Genomic DNA, 21,273 nt, shown 5'->3' with positions numbered 1-21,273 from the left:
TTTTATTTTTGCTTCTTTCATCAAAATACACCCAAGCGATAGCGATCGCCTTCAAGTCGTCCCATCTGGCTGAGCAGGCCCGTCAACGCATCCTTGCTGCGTTCTTGCGCACTGGCATACCCATTGAATACAAATCGTTGTCCGTTCGTCCACTGACCACTTCCCTCCAGCATCAAGGGGCCTTTGTTGGTCGCCAGTGTCATGTCTAATCTTGTATCAGGATTTCCTGTCACGGTGATGACATATTCACCCAAGGGTCGAATACTGGCCAGCGCCGATTGGGCATCCAGCCATTTCAGCGTGGCATTTATGTTCTTGCCGCTTTGCCATTCAAGCCAGCTTAACTGCAACAGGCCCTCGGGTCGAATGGTATTGAAGGGCGCACCTGTTGCACCCAGCCAGGCTGCTGGCATGCGAAGTTCGCCACCACTCACAGTAATACCTGCGCCGGTGAATCCCAGATGCAAAGGCTGTACGAATTTCGGGTGTGTTATTTCAATTCCCAGCCAGCTTGCATCGCCACCCAGTCGAAGGTGCCAGGCCAAAGCCTCTGGAATGGCGTACACCCGCGCGCCATCGGACAGGCCCAACTGCATTTGCCCAGACCACACTGACCCATTGCTGCTTAACACTCGAACCTTGCCGCCGCTTGCAGATTCAATGCGGCCCGATACGGCATACACCGGGTAGTTCCACACCAGCACAGCCAGGGCAATCAAGGCAAACGGCCACAACCCACGCAAACGTTTCATTGGGGGGCGCCTGTGTTTCCTTGGCTGGCTGGCAACAAGGTAACGTAACCTTTCAATACACCGGCTTGCACTTTTTCAACCTCAGCCTGGTTCAGGCTGATGCTGGAAATGGCCTCGGCCCGCGCCATCCAGGCCAGAACACCACTGGCCGAGACATTGTTGAATTCCACCCGGAGGTCGCCTTCTTCGGTGCGCACCAGTGTGGCTTGCTCGGCTATGCCCTGTTCTTCAAGCAACTGTTGCAGGCGTGCCTGCAAATCGCTTTCAGGCACCACAACGCGCGATCGCGCACCTCGCAGGGCTTCCAGGTCTTGCGCAGCGCGCATCACCTGGCCTGCTTTGTCCACCAGCGCGGCTTGGTTGGCGGGGCCTTGTTGTATGGTCAGAAGTGCAGGTTCAATGAGTACAAACCAGGCAATCAGCACTGCAGCCAATGCGCCGCCATAGGTCACCAGTTTTCGTTCCCTGCTGTTGAGCTGGTCCAGTTGGGCTTGTGCTTTGTTCAGCAAATCATTGGGTTTCATCGCGTCACTCCCTTTTTCACTTGCAGCACAGGCAAGTTGGATTGCGCGCCGATCAGCCATTTGGCATCCAGCCTTCGGGCTTTCAGTTTTTGCAAGGCGGCTGCTTGCTGGTCTTCAGAAATATTGGCATTGAACCGCACGCTCAGCGTATTTTCAGCCCAAGCAAAATCGACCATGCTGTTAAAAGGGGCTTGCTCCATGGCCAATCCCACCTCGTGAAGCAGGGCACTTGCGCCTTGGGCATTGCTGGTGTCCAGCCCAGCGTTCAGGTTGCGTTTTTCACGTTCAATCAACAGCAGGGGGTCGGCCACCATGGGCGTGTTGGGCAAGGCCTGGGCATAGCTCTCGGCAATTTGGGTTTCAATGGCTGCATTGGCACTTTCAATTTTAAAAGCCAGTGCATTCAGGCCCAGTATCGCAACGGCCAGCAAGGCCATGGCAGGCGCAATCAACTTGCGCAAGCCAGCTGGGTTGGCCATGGGGCGCATGCCCATCTTTCGAAGTTCGTCTGCGCTGAGCAGGCTTTTGTTCAACAGCCTTGGCAAAGGCTCGATGGGTGCACGTGTACTGGCGCGTATTTTATTCTCGCCCATGGCCCCGTCTACCTGGCTGCTCAACCAGGCGTAGTCCGTGTTGTTCAATTCAATCACGGGGGCACCGGCTTGCTGCAATCGACGTTGCAGCATCACTTTCAACACGGCTGCCTGGGCAGTGGGTGTCAGCAAGGGCGTATCAATGCCATCTACCAAAATAAAGTCTTGCCCGCTCAGCCATGCAGCGCCCTCGTTGCCAGTGCGTTCACGCAATGTCTCGCAGCTTAGGCCTGCCAGCTTCAAGCCCTGTTGTGCGCAGTTACTGACAATGCTGCGTGCACGTGTTTTTCCCAGCACCGCAGCCAGCTTTGCCCCACCCAAGTGGTTAGGCAGGTTGGGCCACAGGCTCACATGGTTTTCTTCGGGCTCGTTCAACAGGTAAGGCTCAACCAGAAAGGGCAGCGCCTCTTTCAGTTTGTTGCCGGTCAACTTGGGAGGCACCACGGCAAAAAGTCCCACTTCGGTGGGGTTCACCAACACCAGGCAAGGCAGGTCCTTGGGTAGTTTGTTCAGGGCCTCTTCGCCGCCATGCAGTTTGTCGCCGCTTCGGGCAAGCACTTCATAGCGCAGTCTAATCATGCGGCCCTCCTCTTCCGCACGGGCTTGGTCAAGGGCCTTGGGCCACCAAATCACCAACAGGGGTTGGTTGTTATTCAATTATTGTCTCCACATCACATACACGCGCTGGTCTCGTCGCTCAAGCAAAGCCCGGGTCCGAATCAACGCCTCCTCTACCTGCGCAGTGCCTTCTACCAGGAAGTAATTGCTGCTCACGGTTATTAAATCATTGTTTATGGTCACATTTGCATTCAGTGCAGCCCGAATATCCGCCACATTCCGGAAAGTGACCCTTTCACGTTGGGCCAGCAATCGTTGAGCATCGCTGAAACTCATTTCTTCTACTACTGCGTAAAGCACCTCGGCAGATGCAGTGTTTGCATTCACCGCACTGGCTTTGGGCAAAATGGCCACATAGGGCCGCAGCTGGTTCCAGGTTTCCTCAGTAATGCCGTATTTGCCCTGAAACTCCTCCCACCGCAAAGCGGGCTCAATGCGCGGGGCATTTGGATCAATTCCTTGTTCTTCAGGATTGACCAGTTTGGGCATGAACATGGTGCTCAGGGTTTGAACCAACAAATTTCGCTGGTCTGCAGGCACGCTCAGCAGATCACTTAGTTTGGTAAAGCCTGCCAGCCACACCTGTTGGCGCGGGTTGTCGGCACCCAGGTTGCGAAGGTTGAATCGCCCTTGTGCATCCTCAATTCGCCCGGTCAATACTACTTCCCGATCATCACTGTCGGTGGCATTTTCTTCCTTGCGCATCAAGCCTTCGTTGATGCGGCTTTCGGCCAAGGGCACGGCCCAAGGTTCGGTTAATGTGTCGGTTGTGGACACTCTTGCGTCTTCGCGCAAAATAACCCGGGCCCAATCCACACCGCTGCGGCTAACCGCGTCGGCCTGGTCACGTGCAGCGGCCACTGAAATGGTTTTTGCAGTGGCAAACAGGTTCCAGATCAAGGGGCTTACTGCCAATGTGCACAGCACCACGATGAACAATGCCATCACCACGGCCGCGCCTTGTTGTGGTCGAATTCGCGTTGATCGCATCAGTACACCCCACCGGTTAAAAACACCTGCGTCACGACCTGGTTGTTGGGTTGGGTTAAGCTGATTTCAACCGCCCGAACCAGGCTTCGTACCGCTTGTCCTTCAGTTGTTTCCGGTGTGCCCGGTGTATCACCTTCGCCGCTTTCTGGTGGGCGCTGTGCCGGTGTACCGCTGTTTAGCTGCAATGCGGGTCCTTGCAATTCAAGGTCTGTGCGTTCTTGAACAACATGGTTGCCGAATGTCACCGGGCTGCTCCACCCGCCGGGTTCTCGCAACAGGCGCACTTGCAGACCCCGGGTGGCAATCGGGTCGCTGATCGAGGGCTGCTCCGGGTTTGGCTGGCGGCGTGCAATCCGAAGCAAATTGGTGCCGTCCAGCACCCATTCCACACGCTCCCGGTAGGCAGGTTCGCTGGTGTTGCGCTGGGTAAACTGAATCAGCAGCCCATTGCCGGTCACTTCAATTAAATCGCTCTCCGGGGTGGGTGTGTCCAGCGTCAACTCCAGCGCGCCAAGATCTTTTTCGAACTGTGAAAAAACTGCGGCTACGGTTTGAATCTGCTCGTCCACCTCTGTAACGCGGTTGGCTGAACGCAGTACCTCCTGCAAACCCTGCCAAGACAAAATCGAAATCACCGACACAATGCCCAATGCAATCAGAACTTCCAGCAGCGTAAAACCCTTGGCATTTTTATTCATGGCGCGCTGCTCAAGAAAATCACCAAGCGAGCCAGCTGGTTGCCTTGGTCGCCCTCGAAGGCGTCTAGCACCTGAATTTCCACCCGCCTGAAATTCGGGTTTGGGGTGTTGGAAATTTCCACCCGACATACAAATCGGAAATTGCCCTGTGGGCAGGATTGCTGAGCGGTTTGCGCACTTGGAAATACGCCGGAAACCCGGATGTAGTTGGCGGCATTCTTTGCGCTCCACTGCGCGTACTGCCGCTTGATCATCTCGTCTTGCTGAATGTTCAAATTGCCGGCAGCCTTGAGGCAGGCAATCAGGGCCACCGCGATAATGGTCATGGCCACCAACGCTTCAATCAGGGTAAAACCGCGCTGCTGCTTCATAGGCTTTGACTGGCCCTGTTCAGCACTGTGGTGCTGGGTTTGCTGACCTTGAATACACCACTGGCCTGGCTTTGCAGCACCACCTGCACTCGGTTGCGTTGAAGCACAATCGCCTGGCGTTTCAGACCAGTCCTGCTTTCCAGGGTCAGGAACTTGTTTTCAAGGCCCTCGTTGATCAAGGTCACCTTGAAGGGGCCGTTGTCCCAAAGGCGGGGGCGCAGCAAGGGTTCCGTAGTCACTGGTACCCAGCGGCTGCCTGTGAATTCTTCGAAGGTGTAGCCCTCATCACCGGCTACAAAGCGTATGTCTTTGGATTTCAACAAAGATTCCTGCTGGGCAATGCGCAGCAGTTGCGACAGTTTTTTGGCGTCTGATTCCAGGTAATTGGAATCGCCGGGTGTGCCGCGCACCACAATAAGGCCAGCGGCGATCGACAACACGACGATCACCACCAGCAATTCAAGCAGGGTGAACCCCCGCTTAGAGGCTCCAGGAACCAATGTCGGCATTCACGCCCTCACCACCGGCTTTGCCATCTGCACCAAAGCTCATTACGTCCACTTCGCCATTAATGCCAGGGCTCAAGAACTGATAGTTGCCGCCCCAAGGGTCGACAGGCAGGCGTGACAAATAACCACCTTGCTTGTAATTGCGTGGCACGGGTTCCGTGGTCGGTGGGGTCACCAGGGCTTGTAGCCCTTGTTCGGTCGTCGGGTAGCGGCTGTTGTCCAGGCGGTACAAGTTCAGTGCTTGCATCACCGAAGCAATGTCTTGCTTTGCGGCAACCACGCGGGCCTCGTCAGGACGCCCCATGATTTTTGGCACCACCAACGTCGCGAGAATGCCAAGAATGACTACAACCACCATAATTTCAATCAGAGTAAAACCCTGATTTTTCTTTTTGCCTTGAAGCGAATTTAGTTTTTTCATAAACAACCGTAGAAAAGATCCAGAATTATCCTTGCTGAAGGTTACACCCATTTTATGAATATTTGACAGCAGCCCGCACCACCGTTGCAAGCCGCACAAAATCCCTCTGCTTTCGGGTAATCGGTAAAACCTTTACCTTTGTCACGTAAATAGGGTCTTTCTTAGGTGTTCTTGCGTGCGCATACTTCGGGTGTGGGCAACTCAGGTTGCCGACAACCCTTGAAGCATGGCTTAAAAACCGGTCACCCTCGCGGGTTGTCCGGTTTTTTTTTGAATCTGGCCCATCTTGCGGGTTATGATGCTTTCCAGTGTGTCACTTCACTTCGCCCCATGAAACTTGCATTGAAAAAACCCGTTGCCCAGATCAGCTTGTCACCAAGACTTGTTCAGGGATTGAGAATGGTGTTGTGGTTGAGCACAGTGGGGCTGGCTGTGTGGGTGTTGATCAAGTTGTTCGCGCCCGCGCCTGTGGTTGCACCCGCCATGCCTGCTCAGGCCTCGGCGAATTATCAAATCGACCAGTCGCCTGAAGCGCGGCTCATGGGCGTTGAAACTGCGGGTGGTCTCACGCCGCCCTCTGTGAATTTGTTGGGCATTTTTGCCAACAGTGAAGGCAAGGGGGCTGCCGTCATGTCCATCGAAGGGCAGCCCGCACAATCAAAGCGTGTGGGTGATGAAGTGGCTAACGGCTGGACACTGGAAGAAGTGGGTCCTACTTTCGCAGTGATGCGTCGCAGCGGGCAACGTCATCAGGTTAACTTGCCCATTCTTGAAGCCGATCCCAATCTGCTTCGCCGCGTGCCAGCCAACAGTTAAGCGCCCGTGCCAATCAGGGTTTGGGTCAATGCTTTCCCGTCAGCGTCCTGAATTTCAATTTTTGCTGGTTGCCAGTTCAAATCTTTGGCATACCAAATGCGCACAACTTCATCGCCTGCATCTTCGGGTTTGGTTTCAAATAGCAGGGTGTTCACCCGGCGCTCGCCTTTGCCAAGGTCCAAGGTTAGGTCTTGCGCTTTTTTCAGAACAAACACCTCATTGCCCACGCGCCCGGTGCTCATGACACGCATGGTCAAGGTGTCGCCCGTTTTCAGGTCGGCGTTGCAGCGCAAACGCGCTGCGATCTGGTAAATCATGCTGATCCGGTCCTGCAGCCCTTTTTCATACGGTGCAGACTCACCATTGCGCTTGAACAGCACCTGCTGCGTTTCCGCGTTCAGCATACTTTCAGCCACCGGTTTTTTGCCACGTTGCTCGGCGTAATAAAGGGGGGTTAAGCCCAGTTGTGCATCCACCAGCCCTTCACTTTTCTGGGTTAGTTGGCCCGAGTACAACAAAGCCAAAAAGCCTTTGGCCTGTGAAGTGGATTCAAGTTTGTACTGCGTACCGGCCACCCGCATTTTGTGTGTACTAATGGCCAGTTCACCCGGAATTTGACTGTGCGTCAGTGAAAATCGCAGGTCTGTATCAATCACCTGTTTACCCATGCCTCTGCAAGTGGTGTCGGCTGCCCAAGTACTACCCACGCTGCTCAGGCTGAGCAGTGCAGCAGCGCTGATTTTGATCATTGTTTTTTTGCTTACATTCATCGCTTCACAATACCTTCCAGATAACCTTCGTCTTTGCTGAAAATGCTCAAGCACTCTCGCCTGGGTGTTTGGCCCAGCGGTGCCGCAGACACATGCACCCATTTGCCAAATTCCAGAATCAGTTGATCAAATTCACATGGCAATTGTGCGATGGCCAATGCCAAATCGCAGGGGCTGCCGAATTCGGGGCACACCAAATCGGCCGCCAGCCCCATGCAGTGCTGCGAGTTGGGCACACCGCCCACTTTCTCATTCAAGGCATGTGCCCTGAAACCACTATTGATCTTTAACGCACCACTGCGAATATTCAGGGACCTTTGAATATCACCCAGCAAAGCAGAAAGCCTGCTGAGGTTTTCAAGCAGTTCTGGCGGGCAACTGTTGTCTAGACCGCACCGCAGTGCGGTGTCAGAATGACACAAGGTATCCTGACAAAATTCGGGATGAAAACTCAACTTCAGGTCCATTCGTTTTGCGCATTCGTTATATTCGTCGTCCCCATGCGGGCTTGTCCGGCAAAGTGTATTTGCTTGATCTTGACAACACCCTGCACCATGCATCCACCCACATTCTGCCCGAGATCAACCGGCAAATGACACGCTATCTGGCTGAACACCTGAAGTTGGATCCCCAGCAGGCCAGCGAGTTGCGTACCCAATACTGGCTTCGCTATGGTGCAACTTTATTGGGCATGATGCGCCATCATCAAACCAACCCGCACCACTTTTTGGCCAGTACCCATCGTTTCGAGGGCTTGAAAAAATTGAGTTCTCGCCATGGTAGCGTGCCCCACCGCCTGGGCAAATTGCCAGGGCTGCGCATTATGCTGACCAATGCGCCCCGCGCTTACGCCGTGGAACTGTGCAAGGAGATGGGTTTGTACCGGCACTTGCACGCCGTCATTGCGATTGAAGACATGGTGGTTCACCAAACCTGGCGACCCAAGCCAGCCAACATTCTGTGGCCCAATCTGAAGAGCAAGTTGAAAGGCAAGCGGGCTTTGCTGGTCGACGACACCCTCGGGCACCTTGAGCAGGCCGCCAGGCATGGCATTCAAACCAGCTGGATCACCTTCCCGGGGTTGGGGTTCAAGCCCCGGCAACTCACCGGCAAGGTTAAACACCGCATTCGGCAGTTTGAAGCCATACGCACCGCAAAATTTTAGGCATTGCACACAGTGCACTTGGGGTCTTTGCGAATTTTCATTTTCGTGAATTCGCAACTGCGCGAATCGTAAATTTGCAGGGTGCTGTACATGGGTTGTCCAAAGCCAGCCAAAATTTTCAGCGCCTCGCTGGCTTGCAGCGTGCCAATCACGCCGGTCAGCGGCGCAAACACGCCCATGGTGGCGCAACGCACTTCCGATACATCCTCCCCTTCCGGGAACAGGCAGTGGTAACAGGGCGCTTGCGGATTATTCAGTTCGAACACGGCCAGCTGGCCGTCCAGCCGAATGGCCGCGCCAGAAACCAGTGGCTTGCCGAACTTCACACAGGCACGGTTCACAGCGTGGCGGGTTTTGAAGTTGTCGCAGCAGTCCAGCACCACATCCACTTTCGCAACCAACTGCTCCAGTTCTTCCCCTTCAAGGCGGTGCGCAATGGGCACAACCGTGGTGCACGGGTTCAGTTCATTCAAGTGGGTTTTGGCTGATTCAACCTTGGCCATGCCCACGCGCGCGGTGGTGTGCAACACCTGGCGTTGCAGGTTGGTGAGGTCGACTTCATCGTCGTCTGCGATATAAATGGTGCCCACGCCCGCACTGGCCAGGTACAGCGCACTGGGGCAACCCAGGCCACCTGCACCCACCACCAGCGCTTTGGCACTGGCAATGCGCGATTGGCCCTCAATACCGATTTCATCCAGAAGAATGTGACGGGAGTACCGAAGTAACTCCTCGTCATTCAAGTCTCGCAGTTCCACGTTCAAGCCGTTTTCAGGGCGGCTTACTTGGCTGACTTGGCCGTTTGTGCAGCTTTGCGGTTTTGCACCACGGGCTTGCCTTTCAGGTAATTCAGGGCCTGCTGCAACTGATAATCGTCTTTTTCGCCGAACACAATCGGCTTCATGTCGGCGTTTTTGTTGCTGTCCGAATTCTTGGAGCTCGGTGTTTCCTCGCCCTTCTCATTGCTCAGGTGTCGGGTCAGGTCTGCTTCGCGAACGCGCTCAACAATGTCGCCTTCGGGCGTCTCGGTCACGAGGAAATCGGGTTCAATGCCCTTGGCCTGAATACTGCGGCCATTTGGCGTGTAATAACGCGCAGTGGTCAGCTTGATTGCCGTGTTGTTGTTCAAAGGCAATATGGTTTGTACCGAACCCTTGCCGAAGGTTTGTGTACCCAACACCTTGGCGCGGCCATGGTCTTGCAGTGCACCTGCCACAATTTCCGACGCAGAGGCCGAGCCGCCGTTCACCACGACAATCATGGGTACGGTTTTCGCAATCGGGCTCAATTCTTTCAGGTAGTCTTTCTCGCGGCCGCGCAGGTAATCTTCAGGGCCTGCCACCAGCTTGCGCTGGGAGTCTTCAGTACGACCATCGGTAGATACTACCAAGGTGTTTTGGGGCAAAAAGGCGGCGCTAACGCCCACAGCAGCATTCAGCAAGCCGCCCGGATCGTTGCGCAAATCCAGCACCAGGCCTTTCATCGGTGTTTTGGCCTGCAGGGTGTTGATGGCCTTTACCAGGTACTCACCTGTGTGTTCTTGAAACTGTGTAATGCGCACGTAACCAATGCCATCATCCAGCATCTTTGATTTCACGCTTTGCACCCGAATTACATCGCGAATAATTTTGACCTCGATTGGCTTTTCCACGTCCTTGCGCAGCAAGGTCAGGCGAATCTCGGTTTTTGGTTTGCCACGCATCAAATTAACCGCATCGGACAAACTCATGCCTTTGGTAGGCTTGTCATCGATTTTCACAATCAGGTCACCCGCTTTCACGCCAGCTTTCGCGGCGGGGGTGTCTTCAATTGGCGAAATCACCTTGACAAAGCCGTCCTCAGTACCTACTTCAATGCCCAGGCCGCCAAACTCTCCTTGCGTGCCCACGCGCAGTTCTTTGAACGCTTCTGCATCCAGGTAGCTGGAGTGGGGGTCCAGGTTGGCTACCATGCCGCTGATGGCACCGTTGAACAACTTGTCATCGCCCACAGGTTCCACGTAAAAACTTTTGATTGCGCCAAATACCTCAGTGAACTGACGCAGTTCACTCAATGGCAAGGCCTCGGGCTGCTGCCGTTGGGCCACTGCGCTAATACCCACGCTGACCAACACGCCGGCCACTACACCGACTGATACCAAACTGATTTGTCGCAATTTTTGACGCATAATTCCTACCGACCTTTGGTCCACGAAATAGGATCGAAGGGTTGTCCCTGATGCCTTAGTTCAAAGTATAAACCTGTATCAAGATTACCACTGCTGTTGCCAGTTTCGGCAATGGTGTCACCCGCTTTCACGGAATCCCCTGATCTTTTCATTAATTTACCATTGTTGCCATATACGCTCAAAAACTGGTCGCCATGGTCAATGATCACAATTTCGCCGAATCCGCGCAGCCATTCCGAAAACACCACGCGCCCTGTCGCAACCGCCCGAACGGCTTGCCCCGCCTCGGTGGCAATAAAAATTCCCTTCCAGGAGGGGCCTTGCCCGTCTTTTGACCGCGTTTGCCCAAACTGGCCTGCCACCGTGCCTTGCACTGGCAGTACCAGCCGACCTTTCAGTTTTGCAAACTCACCCGTACTGGGCAGGGGGGGAGGGGGGGAGTAATCCGGTTTGCTGGGAGTCTTCCCTGTTGATTTGGGTGAAGTGCCAGACTGAGCCTGTTGTTTTTGCTGCTGCGCGGCCAATGCCTGTTTGCGTTTTGCCTCTTCAATGGCGCGGGTCAATTCGGTGATTACATTGCTCAACCGTGCTTCATCACGTTGCAGGCGCTTGCGCTCAAGCTCCTGGTTCTTCAGCTTCGAATTCAAGTCAGCGATCAACTGGTTGCGCTCCTCGCGCTGAGCCACCAATTCCCGCTGGCTCTTGTTTTGATCCGCAATCGTGCTTTCAAGTCGCGCCTGCTTTTTCTCAAGACCCAATCGAATGGACTCGAGTTCACGCGCTTGCGCTGCTTGCTGCGCTGCCAAGTCGCGTTCAGCCGCAGAAATTCGCTCATACCAATAGCTTTCGCGCGCAGCTTCGCTGGCCGATTTGCCCGCCAACCAAGCCTGTGTCGGGTTCACTTCCACCCTCCGATACTGGTTGCGCATCACCTCGGCCAGGCGTGCCTGAGTGCTCTCCAGGTCTTTTTGAAGTTGGGCCTCTTCCTGGCTCAACCTTCGGATGTCTGTTTCCAGCGCATCCCGATCCTGGTCAAGGGCTTTCAGGCGGGTCTGGGTTTTTTCAAGCCGTTGCTCAAGCAGGCCAAGCGCTTTGGCGGCCTGTTTTTTCTCACCGCTGGTTTCATTGATTTGTTTTTTCAATGCATCCAGTTTTCGGCGCACTTCGTCGCGTTCCTGCTTCACACCTGCCGGGTCGCGCACATTGCTTTGCGCCCAGGCGGGCTCGCTGGCATTCAGGGCGAGCATGGCCAACACAAGGCCAAGCCCCCCACGGGTAGAACAAATCAACCTTGAATAGTTACGCACCTGTATTTACTTGGCCTTTCCCTGGTTTTTCACGGCAGCCATGGCCGCTTCAATTTCTGCCTGGTTGCCAAGGTAGTAACTGCGAATAGGCTTGAGGTTTTCGTCCAGCTCGTACACCAAGGGGCGTGCGGTTGGAATGTTCACCTGCAAGATGTCTTCCTCGCTCAGGTTGTCCAGGTACTTGATCAGCGCGCGCAATGAATTGCCGTGTGCAGCAATCAGCACTTTTTTGCCAGCTTTAATGGCTGGGGCAATGCCGTCTTTCCACAAAGGAATTACGCGGTCAACGGTGTCTTTCAGGCACTCCGTCAGTGGAATTTCCTCGGGTTTCAGCTTCGCGTAGCGGGGGTCGTTGCCAGCAAAACGGGGGTCATCCACTTTCAGAGGGTTGGGTGCAATGGCGTAGGCACGTCGCCAAATCAACACTTGTTCTTCGCCAAACTTGGCAGCAGTTTCTGATTTGTTCAGGCCCTGCAAGTCGCCATAATGGCGCTCGTTCAGGCGCCAGGCATGCACCACGGGCAGCCACATCTGGTCCATTTGGTCCAGGGCAATCCACAGGGTGCGAATGGCACGTTTCAAAACAGACGTGTAGGCCACGTCAAAGCTATAGCCCTCAGCCTTCAGAAGGTCGCCTGCCTTGCGGGCTTCCTCTCGGCCTTTGTCAGTCAGGTCTACGTCGGCCCAACCGGTAAAGCGGTTTTCAAGGTTCCATTGGCTTTCGCCATGGCGCATCAATACGAGTTTGTACATGTTTGTGGCCTTTAAGTTGCTGTCTAATTAGGCAAACCTCCATTTTAGCCTCGATTCAAGGGGATATAATGACCAATCCATCAAGACCCACTCATTGCAGGATTTATGTCGCAGGAATTTCTGATTCAAAACAGTTGGCTCATCGCCTTGGCCTTTGGCTCTGGCCTCATGTTGATTTGGCCTCTGTTGACCAAAGGTGGCGGCACTCGCGTCACGGTGCCCCAAGCCACGCTGTTGATCAACCAAAAGAAAGCGGTGCTGGTTGACATTCGAGACGACGATTTCGTCAAAAATTCAGGTGTGGTGCCCAACTCCAAGCGCATGGCCATCAAAGACCTGAAAGAAAAGGCTGGCACCTTGGCAAAAACCAAGGAAACTCCGCTGATCGTGTTGTGCCAAACCGGCGCACGTTCTGGCGCAGCTGCCACCGTGTTGAAGGCAGCGGGTTACACCGACGTGTTTGTTCTCGACGGTGGCCTGAATGCCTGGAAAGAAGCAGGCTTGCCGGTTAAAAAGGTTCAAGACGCCGCAGACGCTGCGCCCAAAACCAAAACACCCAAGGCCACCAAGCAGGTTGCCAAGTAAAAGCAAACCCAGTTGCAGCAAACTCAGTAGTCAAGGAATTCACATGAGCAATATTCAAGCCCCTGTTCGCATGTACACCAGCGCGGTGTGCCCTTTTTGCGTCCGTGCTGAACGCTTGTTGAACGAGCGCGGTGTGCAGAATATCGAGAAAATCCGGGTTGATCTCGACCCATCCCAGAAAGAAAAAATGATGGCCGAAACCGGCCGCCGAACCGTGCCGCAAATTTATATCGGCAGCACACATGTGGGCGGCTGTGATGACCTGTTCGATCTCGACCGTGCTGGTAAGCTTTTGCCATTGTTGGGGCAGCCCGGCTAATTTCATTCAAACCTTATTTATTCAATCCATAGGAGCCAGCAAATGGCCGAACAGAATTCAGAAGCAGTGTTTCAAATGCAACGCGTCTATATCAAAGACGCTTCTTTGGAACTGCCCAACGCACCGCAAATTTTCCTCGAGAAAAACCCGCCCAAAATTGAAGTGGCTGTGGATGTGGGCGCACAACGCTTGGCCGAAAACATTTTCGAGTCTGAAGTGACAGTAACGGTGACCGCCAAAATCGACGAGAAAGTGGCTTTTCTGGTGGAGTGCAAGCAGGCCGGTATTTTCGAAATTTCAAATGTGCCTGAAGAGCAGTTCGATCCTCTGTTGGGCATTTTGTGTCCCAACATGATCTACCCCTATTTGCGCGCCAATGTAGCCGACCTCATTACCCGCACTGGCTTTCCACCTGTGCATTTGTCCGACATCAACTTCGAACAGTTTTACCAGCAGCGTTTGGCAGCAGCCCAAGAGCAGGCCGCCAAGCAAAACGGTTCCGGCATTATTACCACAGCGTAATTGGCGGCGCGCATGAACATCACCGTGTTCGGTGCGGGGGCGTGGGGCACGGCAGTGGCTGCTCACATGTCCTATGTGCATGATGTGGTGTTGTGGGGGCGCGATATTGCTGTGCTGCAATCCATTGCCAGCCAGCGCGAAAACCCGCGTTACCTCGCGGGTATCAAGCTTTCTCCCACACTGAAAGTACAGGCCGATTTTTCGGCCGCCGCCCGGCACGCGCTTGGCCAACCCGACGCACTCTGGGTGCTGGGCACGCCCATGGGCGCGTTGCGCCAAACACTGTTGCAATTGCTTGAAATTGCACCCATGGAGCAATGGCCTGCGCTGGTCTGGTTGTGCAAGGGCTTTGAAGTGGGCACGGGTCAAATGCCGCATCAAGTGGTTGAGGAAGTGTTGGGCAAGCCCTATGGCGGCGCGCTCACCGGCCCTTCATTTGCCGCCGAAGTGGCGCGTGGCTTGCCCTGCGCACTTACTGCAGCCAGTGCGGACGAGCACACCCGCCAAGCCATGGTGCGTGCTGCGCACCATGCCGCCTTGCGTGTTTACGAGCTTGACGACCTTGTGGGCGCCGAAGTGGGTGGCGCGGTGAAGAACATCATGGCGGTGGCCACCGGAATTTGCGATGGCATGCAATTGGGTCTGAATGCCCGTGCGGCGCTGATTACCCGCGGCATGGCCGAAATCAAACGTTTGGCTGTGGCCTTGGGGGCCCAAGCTGAAACCCTGAATGGTCTTTCCGGTTTTGGTGATCTCATTCTTACCTGTACTGGCGATTTGTCTCGCAACCGGCGCGTGGGTTTGATGTTGGCGCAGGGTAAGTCTCTGGACACCATTCTCAAAGAATTGGGTCAGGTTGCTGAGGGCGTGAAATGTGCGCCGGTGGTCAAGCAGCTTGCCGCGGAATTGGGGGTTGATATGCCGATTACGGCAGCGGTGAATTCTGTGCTGTTCGAGGGTTTAAGCCCCGGAGAAGGCGTGATGCGCCTGCTGTCGCGCGAAGCCAGGTCTGAAGACGCTGAATGATCGTTGCTGATTGTTGTCCACTCGGCGTGGTTGCTTGTGCTGCACGGGGCTGGTTGGTTTGTTGAGTGCTGAGCTTGCAGGGTCACCGCTGCCCGAAAACTTGGCATTTCGGCTTGTGGTCTTGAGCCTGCACTAAGCCAAGCCCTCCAAAAGTAACGGTCGGGTCTTTGCTTTCGCGCCATAGCGCGATCGTTGGCCTCGGCGCGCCAAGCCGGCAAGTTTTCTGACTGGTCATCGTGCGACCCATTGCAAGTTCAGCTCCGAGTCACCGCTGGCGCAACGCCCAATCGGCGGCGGTGTTTCGATCGCCTCGCCTTCAAGAAAACCTGCCCTTGCGTGCCGAGCAGGGCCGGTGTTGCCCAGCATGGGCGACAGAGAACGAACCCGACCCGCAGTTTAGGAGGGTCGTTCTCAGGCATCGCAAGGCTCAGCAAGGGAGAAACAGGTTTTCTGGCGAGAGATCGGAACCCAAGCCGAGAGGGCGATTAGAACGCAACGAGAGATCCGAACCCAAGCCGATCGGGCGGTTAAGAAGCTCCGAGAGAGCGGAACCCGGGCAGACTGGTCGCCTGGCAGTAATCCTTAGCTTCCGCCTTCAAACCCCAACTGCCGCCAAGCCTCATACACCATCACCGCCACTGAGTTGGACAGGTTCAGCGACCGGCTCTCCGGGCGCATCGGCAGGCGCAGCCAGTTCTCACGGGCAAACCAGTTGCGCACGTCCTCAGAAAGCCCCCGGGTTTCGCTGCCAAACATCAGGTAATCACCCGTTTGGAATTTCACATCGAAAGGTGAGTGTTTCCCTTTGGTGGTCATCGCAAAACAGCGTTGCGGGTCGGGTAGGCAACGGTCGAGAAATGCCTGCCAGCCTGGATGAACCAGCATGTTGGCGTACTCATGGTAGTCAAGCCCGGCGCGTCGCATACGGGCATCTTCCAACGGAAAACCCAAAGGTTCCACCAAGTGCAGCTGCACGCCAGTGTTGGCACACAAGCGAATCACGTTGCCCGTGTTGGGCGGAATTTCCGGTTCAACCAATACAACATTAATCATTCTGGGGTCCTGCACACTGCCATGGTTACAATTGATTCAGCGCCTGCTTTGCGAAGCGCAGCGGCGCAGCTTTGAATGGTAGCCCCGGTGGTAATCACATCGTCAACCAAGCCAATCCGAATGTTGCCCGGGATGCGACGCGTGGCCCTGAAAGCCCCATGCAAATTCTGCAGTCGATCTTCTCGGCCCAGGGTCGCCTGCGCACCAAGTTCCTGAGTTTTGATCAGCCAATCAGCCTTCACCGGCCTACGAATGTGCCGCCCCAAATGCCGGGCAATCAAAGCGGCTTGATTATAGCCGCGCTGCCTCAATTTGTCCGGGCTCACGGGCACAGGCACCAATACATCGGGCAGGTCCATGCCCAATTCCAGCACCCTTGTTCCCAGCCAATGGCCCAAAAACCGGGCCATGCCATGGTTATTGCCGTATTTCAACAAAGCAATCCATTGATCAAATGGAGCCAGGTAATCACTGCACACCACGCATTCCAAAGGCGCTTGTGCGCCATACTCAACCACGGGTTTGCAATGCCTGCAATGCGTCCATCCAAACGCTTGAAGGCGCGGACCAAGTGCAAGTGCGCAGCGTTTACAGCGCACAGCCTCGCATTGGTGAATCAGGGGTTCGCAGTGGCTACACACAAAGCGCCTAAAGCCGGAAGTGCTGTTTTGCATCGGCATGTGGCAGGCCACGCAGCGCCCCGGCACCATGGCATCGCCCATACTCTGGCAAGTTCTATAGAATAGACCGCACCACTTTTTTGCTGAAACGGCTCGCCCCACAATGTCCTCGCAGTTCTGGAAAATTCCCCGATCAAACACAGCCCTGGCGCAACAATGGTCCCGGCGCGTAGCAAAACCATTGCCGTTTATACTCGAGGAGGTAAACCAACGCATGGTGAACCGCGCGCAAATTATGCGCCCGGTCGAGGGAGGGGTGGTGCATCAAGGCTGGTTACACCCTGTGGCCTTGATGAATGTAAAAAACCTGTTTGTTGGGCGTGAATTGGCTGTGTTTGCACCCAAGGCAATCCACTTGCCGGTAGAGCAGCTTGAACAGGCTGCCGCTTCTTTTTTGGCCAAGCTGTGGCCGGGCCGGGCCGCGCCCAAGCCTTCCTCATCTGTTGCGCTGCCAATCAACAGCCCCCTGCCTTTGCCCAGCGAAAGCCAAGCCATGGTGTGGTCGCCTTTGTGGTTGCATGCTGTGGCTGACCCAGGTCAATGCCTGGCCGAATGGTTGAGGGTGTTGAAACCTGAAGGTGGGGTGTTTTTCAGCTGTTTTGGGCCCGATACTGCCCGCGAATTGCAAGGCTTTGCTCAGGCCATGGGTGAGCCTTTTCCAGATTTTGCAGACATGCACGATCTGGGCGACCTGATGAGCAAGCAGGGTTTTTCGGACCCGGTCATGGAAATGGAAAAACTGACGCTGACTTACAGCTCCCCAAGCAAGTTGATTGACGACTGGCGCGCCTTGTGTGGCAACCACCTGGAAACTCGCAAACAGGGTTTGCGAACATCACGTCGGTTTTCTGAAGCCACTCTTTGTCTTGAGCGGCTGCGCGATCCGGAAACAGGGCGTATTCCTTTCACCTTGGAGCTGGTTTACGGGCACGCCTGGAAGGTCAAAAGAAAAACCAAAACAGACGTTGCCACCGTGAAAATTTCAGACATCAAAGGGCGCAAAGGCTCGAAATAGCGTGCTGCTGCGCAGCATTTTCAAATGTAGCGCATTGTTTTCAACTTATTTCAGGGAAATAGGGTGCGGAATGCACCTGTCTTGTTGCTTGCCTTAGAGCCTTGAGCCTATAATTCGAAGGTTTTAATGCACTCTTTTGGGCGTGCATTGGGTCTGAATGACTGCTCTCTGAGAGGTAAATGGGCATGATTCCAGAAATTTCAAGTTCAGCAAATACACCTTGCAACGGCGGTCAAAACTACACGCCGCAAAGCAGTAAGTGGGTATTCCGGCGCAATTGTTCGCTTAGTCCCAAGCAGCTATTGCAGTGGTATTTAAGCTTGTGTGCAATTACTTTGGTGATTGCAACCGGGTTTTTGCTGGCAGGTTTCTGGATTGTGTTGCCGTTTGCCGGAATTGAGTTGTTGTTGGTGGGAACGGCGTTTGTAATTTACGCGAGGCATGCGGCCGATTACGAAATGATCGAACTGCAGCCCAACCAGCTTATTCTGGTTATGGCGGACGGCACCAAACTGACCCAGCTTGAATGGTCACCCCAATGGGCCAAATTAAGCTACAACGGAAAATACAAAGCGCCTTTGTTGTTTAGTCACCGGGGCCAACAAGTAAAACTAGGCAAATTTATTGCCGAAAAAGACAAGTCGGCGTTGCACCGCGAATTAAAAGCAGCGTTGGCAAGGGCTGCATGCTCCTTATAGGCATGTGGCTTACACCAGTTTGATATTTTTTTTGAGATTGAGGATCGCCATGTTGAAGTCGTCCTTGGGTATTCGCAAAGCTGTTGCTTCGGCCGCTGCAATTGCGATGACATCCTTCGGAGGTGCAGCGTTTGCCGAGAATGTTTCTGGGCAGCCCCTGCAGTACAACCTCGCTGAACCGGTTACCGAAATCGCGCGTCAAATCTATGATTTGCACACGCTGATGTTGGTGATCTGTCTGGTTATTTTCGTTGCCGTGTTCGGCGTGATGTTCTACTCGATCTATGCGCATCGCAAATCAAAGGGCGCCAAGTCAGCCTCTTTCCACGAAAGTGTGAAGGTTGAAATCGCATGGACCATCGTTCCATTCCTGATCGTGATCGGCATGGCCTTGCCAGCAACCAAAACAGTGGTTGCCATGAAAGACACCTCGAATGCCGACCTCACCATCAAAGCCACCGGCTATCAGTGGAAGTGGGGCTATGAATACCTGGCTGGCGAGGGCGAGGGCATTTCCTTCCTGTCCACCCTGACCACTCCGCGCGAGCAAATTGAAGACCATCAAGGCCAGGCCGTTGCCCGTGGTGAAAATTACCTGATGGAAGTGGACAACCATGTTGTGGTGCCCGTGAACAAGAAAGTTCGCGTGGTAACAACCGCCAACGACGTAATCCACGCCTGGATGATTCCAGCCTTCGGCGTGAAGCAGGATGCAATTCCCGGTTTCGTGCGTGACACTTGGTTCAAGGCCGAGAAAGAAGGCATCTACCGTGGCCAGTGCGCAGAGCTGTGCGGCAAAGACCACGCCTACATGCCCATCGTGGTTGAGGTGATGTCTGAAGAAAATTACTCCAAGTGGGTGCAGGCCAAGCTTGATGAAATGAAAGCCAAGCAGGACGACCCCACCAAGGAATGGGCCAAGGAAGATTTGGTGGCCCGTGGTGAACAGGTTTTCAATGCAAACTGCGCCGCATGCCACCAGGCTTCGGGTGAGGGCATTCCTGGTGCATTCCCTGCGCTGGTTGCTGCACCCTCGGTGGTGGGGCCACAGGCTGATCAAATTGCAATTTTGCTGAACGGCAAGGGCGCTGGAATGCCAGCGTGGAAGCAGTTGAGCGATGTTGAAATTGCTTCAGTGATTACTTACACACGAAACGCTTGGGCCAATGCTGGCACAGGTACCGACCCGGTTGTTCAGCCAAGTGCTGTTACGGCTGCACGTTAATATTGCTTAGGAGATTTACATGAGCACTACCGCGGCAGATTTAACCCACGGACATGGTCACGACCATGACCACGCGCACGACCATCCGCATGGTTGGCGCCGTTGGTTGTACGCAACCAACCACAAAGACATCGGTACCATGTACCTGATTTTCTCGTTCATCATGCTGCTGGAAGGCGGTGTGTTGGCCCTCATGTTGCGTGCAGAACTGTTCGCACCTGGCCTGCAACTAGTTCAGCCTGAGTTCTTCAACCAGCTCACCACCATGCACGGTTTGATCATGGTGTTTGGTGCCGTAATGCCTGCGTTTGTGGGTTTTGCCAACTGGATGATCCCGTTGCAAATCGGCTGTTCAGACATGGCATTTGCCCGCATGAACAACTTCAGCTTCTGGCTGATGGTGCCTGCAGCAATCATCCTGACCGCATCCTTCTTCATGCCTGGTGGTGCCACCGCCGCCGGCTGGACGCTGTACGCGCCCCTGTCCGTGCAAATGGGCCCTGGTATGGATGCCGCCATTTTCGCGATGCACATTCTGGGCGCCTCGTCGATCATGGGCTCCATCAACATCATCACCACCATCCTGAACATGCGCGCTCCCGGCATGACCTTGATGAAAATGCCGATGTTCGCCTGGACCTGGTTGATCACTGCCTACCTGTTGATTGCAGTAATGCCCGTGTTGGCCGGTGCCATCACCATGGTGTTGACTGACCGTCACTTCGGCACTTCCTTCTTCAACGCCGCTGGCGGCGGCGATCCCGTGATGTACCAGCACATTTTCTGGTTCTTCGGTCACCCCGAGGTGTACATCATGATTTTGCCGGCCTTCGGCATCATCAGCCACATTGTGCCCACGTTCGCCCGTAAAACACTGTTCGGTTACAGCTCCATGGTGTACGCCACTGCGTCCATCGCGATTCTGTCATTCATCGTTTGGGCGCACCACATGTTCACAACCGGCATGCCAGTCACCGGCCAGTTGTTCTTCATGTACGCAACCATGCTAATCGCGGTGCCCACCGGCGTGAAAGTGTTTAACTGGTTGGCCACCATGTGGAAAGGCTCCATGACGTTCGAGACCCCCATGTTGTTTGCAGTGGGTTTCATTTTCGTGTTCACCATGGGTGGTTTTACCGGCCTTATTCTGGCTGTAGCTCCTGTTGACATCCAGTTGCAAGACACTTACTACGTTGTGGCTCACTTCCACTACGTGCTGGTGGCTGGTTCACTGTTTGCCTTGTTTGCTGGTACTTACTACTGGTTGCCCAAGTGGTCTGGCCGCATGTACAGCGAAAGGCTGGGCAAGTTGCACTTCTGGTCTTCATTGATCAGCTTCAACGTCACTTTCTTCCCAATGCACTTCCTGGGCTTGGCCGGCATGCCACGTCGCTACGCCGACTACGCCACACAGTTCACTGACTTCCACGCCATTGCCACCATCGGTGCTTTCTGGTTTGGTTTGTCCCAGTTGATCTTCCTGTGGTGTGTGCTGCGCGCATGGATGTTCCAGAAAGGTGAGGCAGCACCTGCCAAGCCATGGGAAGGTGCCGAAGGTCTGGAGTGGACTGTTCCATCACCAGCGCCATTCCATACTTTTGAAGATCCACCCATGGTGAAGTAATTCACCAGCGGGTTTAACAATGGGGGTTTGGTATTCACCAACCCCCCGTTGCGTAAAGCGGCTTTGTACAGG

26 protein-coding genes are annotated in these 21,273 nt (G+C 54.6%); 10 read left to right on the top strand and 16 right to left on the bottom strand.

Annotation, left to right across the window (positions count from 1 at the left end; all coding sequences use genetic code 11):
• Window positions 1-20 precede the first annotated feature (20 nt).
• Genes gspN through gspG form a run of 8 tightly spaced genes read right to left on the bottom strand, consistent with a single transcriptional unit; the run spans window position 21 to window position 5,476 of the window.
• Window positions 21-752, bottom strand: coding sequence for a type II secretion system protein N (gene gspN / locus PY990_RS14300; RefSeq protein WP_275272175.1), 732 nt, complete (start codon window positions 750-752; stop codon window positions 21-23).
• A complete protein-coding gene (gene gspM, locus PY990_RS14295) occupies window positions 749-1,276 on the bottom strand; it encodes a type II secretion system protein GspM (RefSeq protein ID WP_275272174.1) in 528 nt (175 codons plus the stop codon). The genes gspN and gspM overlap by 4 nt, the downstream gene beginning before the upstream one ends.
• Entirely contained in the window at window positions 1,273-2,526 is a 1,254-nt protein-coding gene (gene gspL / locus PY990_RS14290; RefSeq protein ID WP_275272173.1) for a type II secretion system protein GspL, read from the bottom strand. Before gspL ends, gspM begins: the two co-directional genes overlap by 4 nt.
• Complete coding sequence (gene gspK / locus PY990_RS14285) at window positions 2,527-3,477, bottom strand: type II secretion system minor pseudopilin GspK (protein ID WP_105027553.1); 951 nt, start codon at window positions 3,475-3,477, stop codon at window positions 2,527-2,529.
• Window positions 3,477-4,175, bottom strand: a complete 699-nt coding sequence (locus PY990_RS14280) for a PulJ/GspJ family protein (RefSeq protein WP_275272172.1) — start codon at window positions 4,173-4,175, stop codon at window positions 3,477-3,479. Before PY990_RS14280 ends, gspK begins: the two co-directional genes overlap by 1 nt.
• The gene (gene gspI / locus PY990_RS14275; protein WP_105027551.1) at window positions 4,172-4,546 is read right to left on the bottom strand and encodes a type II secretion system minor pseudopilin GspI; all 375 of its coding nucleotides are present in this window, start codon (window positions 4,544-4,546) and stop codon (window positions 4,172-4,174) included. Before gspI ends, PY990_RS14280 begins: the two co-directional genes overlap by 4 nt.
• On the bottom strand, window positions 4,543-5,055 hold the full coding sequence (locus PY990_RS14270; protein ID WP_275272171.1) for a prepilin-type N-terminal cleavage/methylation domain-containing protein: 513 nt from the start codon (window positions 5,053-5,055) through the stop codon (window positions 4,543-4,545). The genes gspI and PY990_RS14270 overlap by 4 nt, the downstream gene beginning before the upstream one ends.
• Window positions 5,027-5,476: a type II secretion system major pseudopilin GspG gene (gene gspG, locus PY990_RS14265; RefSeq protein ID WP_275272170.1), complete on the bottom strand. Its 450-nt coding sequence runs from the start codon at window positions 5,474-5,476 to the stop codon at window positions 5,027-5,029. The genes PY990_RS14270 and gspG overlap by 29 nt, the downstream gene beginning before the upstream one ends.
• A gap of 330 nt (window positions 5,477-5,806) precedes the next feature.
• Here gspG and PY990_RS14260 point away from each other — a divergent pair, with 330 nt between their 5' ends.
• Window positions 5,807-6,292: a type II secretion system protein N gene (locus PY990_RS14260; protein ID WP_275272169.1), complete on the top strand. Its 486-nt coding sequence runs from the start codon at window positions 5,807-5,809 to the stop codon at window positions 6,290-6,292.
• Here the strand turns inward: PY990_RS14260 and PY990_RS14255 are convergent.
• Window positions 6,289-7,041 carry a DUF3108 domain-containing protein gene (locus tag PY990_RS14255; RefSeq protein ID WP_275272168.1) on the bottom strand — a complete coding sequence of 251 codons (753 nt, stop codon included), beginning with the start codon at window positions 7,039-7,041 and terminating at the stop codon, window positions 6,289-6,291. The two genes, PY990_RS14260 and PY990_RS14255, sit on opposite strands and share 4 nt — an antisense overlap.
• A gap of 17 nt (window positions 7,042-7,058) precedes the next feature.
• Complete coding sequence (locus PY990_RS14250) at window positions 7,059-7,529, bottom strand: D-Ala-D-Ala carboxypeptidase family metallohydrolase (RefSeq protein WP_275272167.1); 471 nt, start codon at window positions 7,527-7,529, stop codon at window positions 7,059-7,061.
• 5 nt (window positions 7,530-7,534) lie between these two features.
• On the opposite strand from PY990_RS14250, the gene PY990_RS14245 reads away from it, so the two are divergent.
• A complete protein-coding gene (locus PY990_RS14245; RefSeq protein ID WP_275272166.1) occupies window positions 7,535-8,227 on the top strand; it encodes an HAD family hydrolase in 693 nt (230 codons plus the stop codon).
• On the opposite strand, the gene PY990_RS14240 is transcribed toward PY990_RS14245, so the two are convergent.
• The 4 genes from PY990_RS14240 to gpmA are packed head-to-tail and all read right to left on the bottom strand — an operon-like array spanning window position 8,224 to window position 12,454.
• A complete protein-coding gene (locus tag PY990_RS14240; RefSeq protein WP_275272189.1) occupies window positions 8,224-8,970 on the bottom strand; it encodes a HesA/MoeB/ThiF family protein in 747 nt (248 codons plus the stop codon). The two genes, PY990_RS14245 and PY990_RS14240, sit on opposite strands and share 4 nt — an antisense overlap.
• Window positions 8,971-9,008: 38 nt before the next feature.
• Window positions 9,009-10,397, bottom strand: coding sequence for a S41 family peptidase (locus tag PY990_RS14235; RefSeq protein ID WP_369907281.1), 1,389 nt, complete (start codon window positions 10,395-10,397; stop codon window positions 9,009-9,011).
• Between the two features lie 2 nt (window positions 10,398-10,399).
• On the bottom strand, window positions 10,400-11,701 hold the full coding sequence (locus tag PY990_RS14230; RefSeq protein WP_275272165.1) for a murein hydrolase activator EnvC family protein: 1,302 nt from the start codon (window positions 11,699-11,701) through the stop codon (window positions 10,400-10,402).
• A gap of 6 nt (window positions 11,702-11,707) precedes the next feature.
• A complete protein-coding gene (gpmA, locus tag PY990_RS14225) occupies window positions 11,708-12,454 on the bottom strand; it encodes a 2,3-diphosphoglycerate-dependent phosphoglycerate mutase (RefSeq protein WP_275272164.1) in 747 nt (248 codons plus the stop codon).
• A gap of 105 nt (window positions 12,455-12,559) precedes the next feature.
• Here gpmA and PY990_RS14220 point away from each other — a divergent pair, with 105 nt between their 5' ends.
• Genes PY990_RS14220 through PY990_RS14205 form a run of 4 tightly spaced genes read left to right on the top strand, consistent with a single transcriptional unit; the run spans window position 12,560 to window position 14,906 of the window.
• Complete coding sequence (locus PY990_RS14220) at window positions 12,560-13,039, top strand: rhodanese-like domain-containing protein (protein ID WP_275272163.1); 480 nt, start codon at window positions 12,560-12,562, stop codon at window positions 13,037-13,039.
• A 43-nt stretch (window positions 13,040-13,082) separates the two neighbouring features.
• On the top strand, window positions 13,083-13,358 hold the full coding sequence (gene grxC, locus PY990_RS14215) for a glutaredoxin 3 (RefSeq protein WP_171101016.1): 276 nt from the start codon (window positions 13,083-13,085) through the stop codon (window positions 13,356-13,358).
• Between the two features lie 42 nt (window positions 13,359-13,400).
• Window positions 13,401-13,880 (top strand): protein-export chaperone SecB, encoded by a 480-nt coding sequence (secB, locus tag PY990_RS14210; protein ID WP_008247524.1) that lies wholly within the window; start codon window positions 13,401-13,403, stop codon window positions 13,878-13,880.
• 12 nt (window positions 13,881-13,892) lie between these two features.
• A complete protein-coding gene (locus tag PY990_RS14205) occupies window positions 13,893-14,906 on the top strand; it encodes an NAD(P)H-dependent glycerol-3-phosphate dehydrogenase (protein WP_275272162.1) in 1,014 nt (337 codons plus the stop codon).
• A 582-nt stretch (window positions 14,907-15,488) separates the two neighbouring features.
• Here the strand turns inward: PY990_RS14205 and trmL are convergent.
• A complete protein-coding gene (gene trmL / locus PY990_RS14200; RefSeq protein ID WP_275272161.1) occupies window positions 15,489-15,959 on the bottom strand; it encodes a tRNA (uridine(34)/cytosine(34)/5-carboxymethylaminomethyluridine(34)-2'-O)-methyltransferase TrmL in 471 nt (156 codons plus the stop codon).
• Window positions 15,956-16,681, bottom strand: a complete 726-nt coding sequence (locus tag PY990_RS14195; RefSeq protein ID WP_275272160.1) for a ComF family protein — start codon at window positions 16,679-16,681, stop codon at window positions 15,956-15,958. Before PY990_RS14195 ends, trmL begins: the two co-directional genes overlap by 4 nt.
• A 139-nt stretch (window positions 16,682-16,820) precedes the next feature.
• On the opposite strand from PY990_RS14195, the gene PY990_RS14190 reads away from it, so the two are divergent.
• The 4 genes from PY990_RS14190 (at window position 16,821) to ctaD (ending at window position 21,201) form a co-directional block, all read left to right on the top strand.
• A complete protein-coding gene (locus tag PY990_RS14190; protein WP_275272159.1) occupies window positions 16,821-17,654 on the top strand; it encodes a methyltransferase domain-containing protein in 834 nt (277 codons plus the stop codon).
• 179 nt (window positions 17,655-17,833) lie between these two features.
• Window positions 17,834-18,352, top strand: coding sequence for a DUF2244 domain-containing protein (locus PY990_RS14185; RefSeq protein WP_275272158.1), 519 nt, complete (start codon window positions 17,834-17,836; stop codon window positions 18,350-18,352).
• 106 nt (window positions 18,353-18,458) lie between these two features.
• Window positions 18,459-19,577 carry a cytochrome c oxidase subunit II gene (coxB, locus tag PY990_RS14180; RefSeq protein ID WP_275272188.1) on the top strand — a complete coding sequence of 373 codons (1,119 nt, stop codon included), beginning with the start codon at window positions 18,459-18,461 and terminating at the stop codon, window positions 19,575-19,577.
• Between the two features lie 19 nt (window positions 19,578-19,596).
• Entirely contained in the window at window positions 19,597-21,201 is a 1,605-nt protein-coding gene (ctaD, locus tag PY990_RS14175) for a cytochrome c oxidase subunit I (protein ID WP_275272157.1), read from the top strand.
• Window positions 21,202-21,273 lie beyond the last annotated feature (72 nt).

This window comes from Limnobacter olei (assembly GCF_029087225.1).
GTDB lineage: Bacteria > Pseudomonadota > Gammaproteobacteria > Burkholderiales > Burkholderiaceae_B > Limnobacter > Limnobacter olei.
This window is presented reverse-complemented; position numbering and strand designations above follow the sequence as displayed.

Coding starts and splice junctions, on each gene's coding strand:
- grxC (WP_171101016.1), top strand. CDS start 13,083: ATGAGCAATATTCAAGCCCCTGTTCGCATGTACACCAGCGCGGTGTGC.
- PY990_RS14270 (WP_275272171.1), bottom strand. CDS start 5,055: ATGCCGACATTGGTTCCTGGAGCCTCTAAGCGGGGGTTCACCCTGCTT.
- PY990_RS14195 (WP_275272160.1), bottom strand. CDS start 16,681: ATGGGCGATGCCATGGTGCCGGGGCGCTGCGTGGCCTGCCACATGCCG.
- gpmA (WP_275272164.1), bottom strand. CDS start 12,454: ATGTACAAACTCGTATTGATGCGCCATGGCGAAAGCCAATGGAACCTT.
- gspI (WP_105027551.1), bottom strand. CDS start 4,546: ATGAAGCAGCAGCGCGGTTTTACCCTGATTGAAGCGTTGGTGGCCATG.
- gspK (WP_105027553.1), bottom strand. CDS start 3,477: ATGCGATCAACGCGAATTCGACCACAACAAGGCGCGGCCGTGGTGATG.
- PY990_RS14280 (WP_275272172.1), bottom strand. CDS start 4,175: ATGAATAAAAATGCCAAGGGTTTTACGCTGCTGGAAGTTCTGATTGCA.
- PY990_RS14220 (WP_275272163.1), top strand. CDS start 12,560: ATGTCGCAGGAATTTCTGATTCAAAACAGTTGGCTCATCGCCTTGGCC.
- PY990_RS14255 (WP_275272168.1), bottom strand. CDS start 7,041: ATGATCAAAATCAGCGCTGCTGCACTGCTCAGCCTGAGCAGCGTGGGT.
- secB (WP_008247524.1), top strand. CDS start 13,401: ATGGCCGAACAGAATTCAGAAGCAGTGTTTCAAATGCAACGCGTCTAT.
- PY990_RS14205 (WP_275272162.1), top strand. CDS start 13,893: ATGAACATCACCGTGTTCGGTGCGGGGGCGTGGGGCACGGCAGTGGCT.
- gspN (WP_275272175.1), bottom strand. CDS start 752: ATGAAACGTTTGCGTGGGTTGTGGCCGTTTGCCTTGATTGCCCTGGCT.
- PY990_RS14185 (WP_275272158.1), top strand. CDS start 17,834: ATGGGCATGATTCCAGAAATTTCAAGTTCAGCAAATACACCTTGCAAC.
- ctaD (WP_275272157.1), top strand. CDS start 19,597: ATGAGCACTACCGCGGCAGATTTAACCCACGGACATGGTCACGACCAT.
- PY990_RS14250 (WP_275272167.1), bottom strand. CDS start 7,529: ATGGACCTGAAGTTGAGTTTTCATCCCGAATTTTGTCAGGATACCTTG.
- trmL (WP_275272161.1), bottom strand. CDS start 15,959: ATGATTAATGTTGTATTGGTTGAACCGGAAATTCCGCCCAACACGGGC.
- coxB (WP_275272188.1), top strand. CDS start 18,459: ATGACATCCTTCGGAGGTGCAGCGTTTGCCGAGAATGTTTCTGGGCAG.
- gspM (WP_275272174.1), bottom strand. CDS start 1,276: ATGAAACCCAATGATTTGCTGAACAAAGCACAAGCCCAACTGGACCAG.
- gspG (WP_275272170.1), bottom strand. CDS start 5,476: ATGAAAAAACTAAATTCGCTTCAAGGCAAAAAGAAAAATCAGGGTTTT.
- PY990_RS14260 (WP_275272169.1), top strand. CDS start 5,807: ATGAAACTTGCATTGAAAAAACCCGTTGCCCAGATCAGCTTGTCACCA.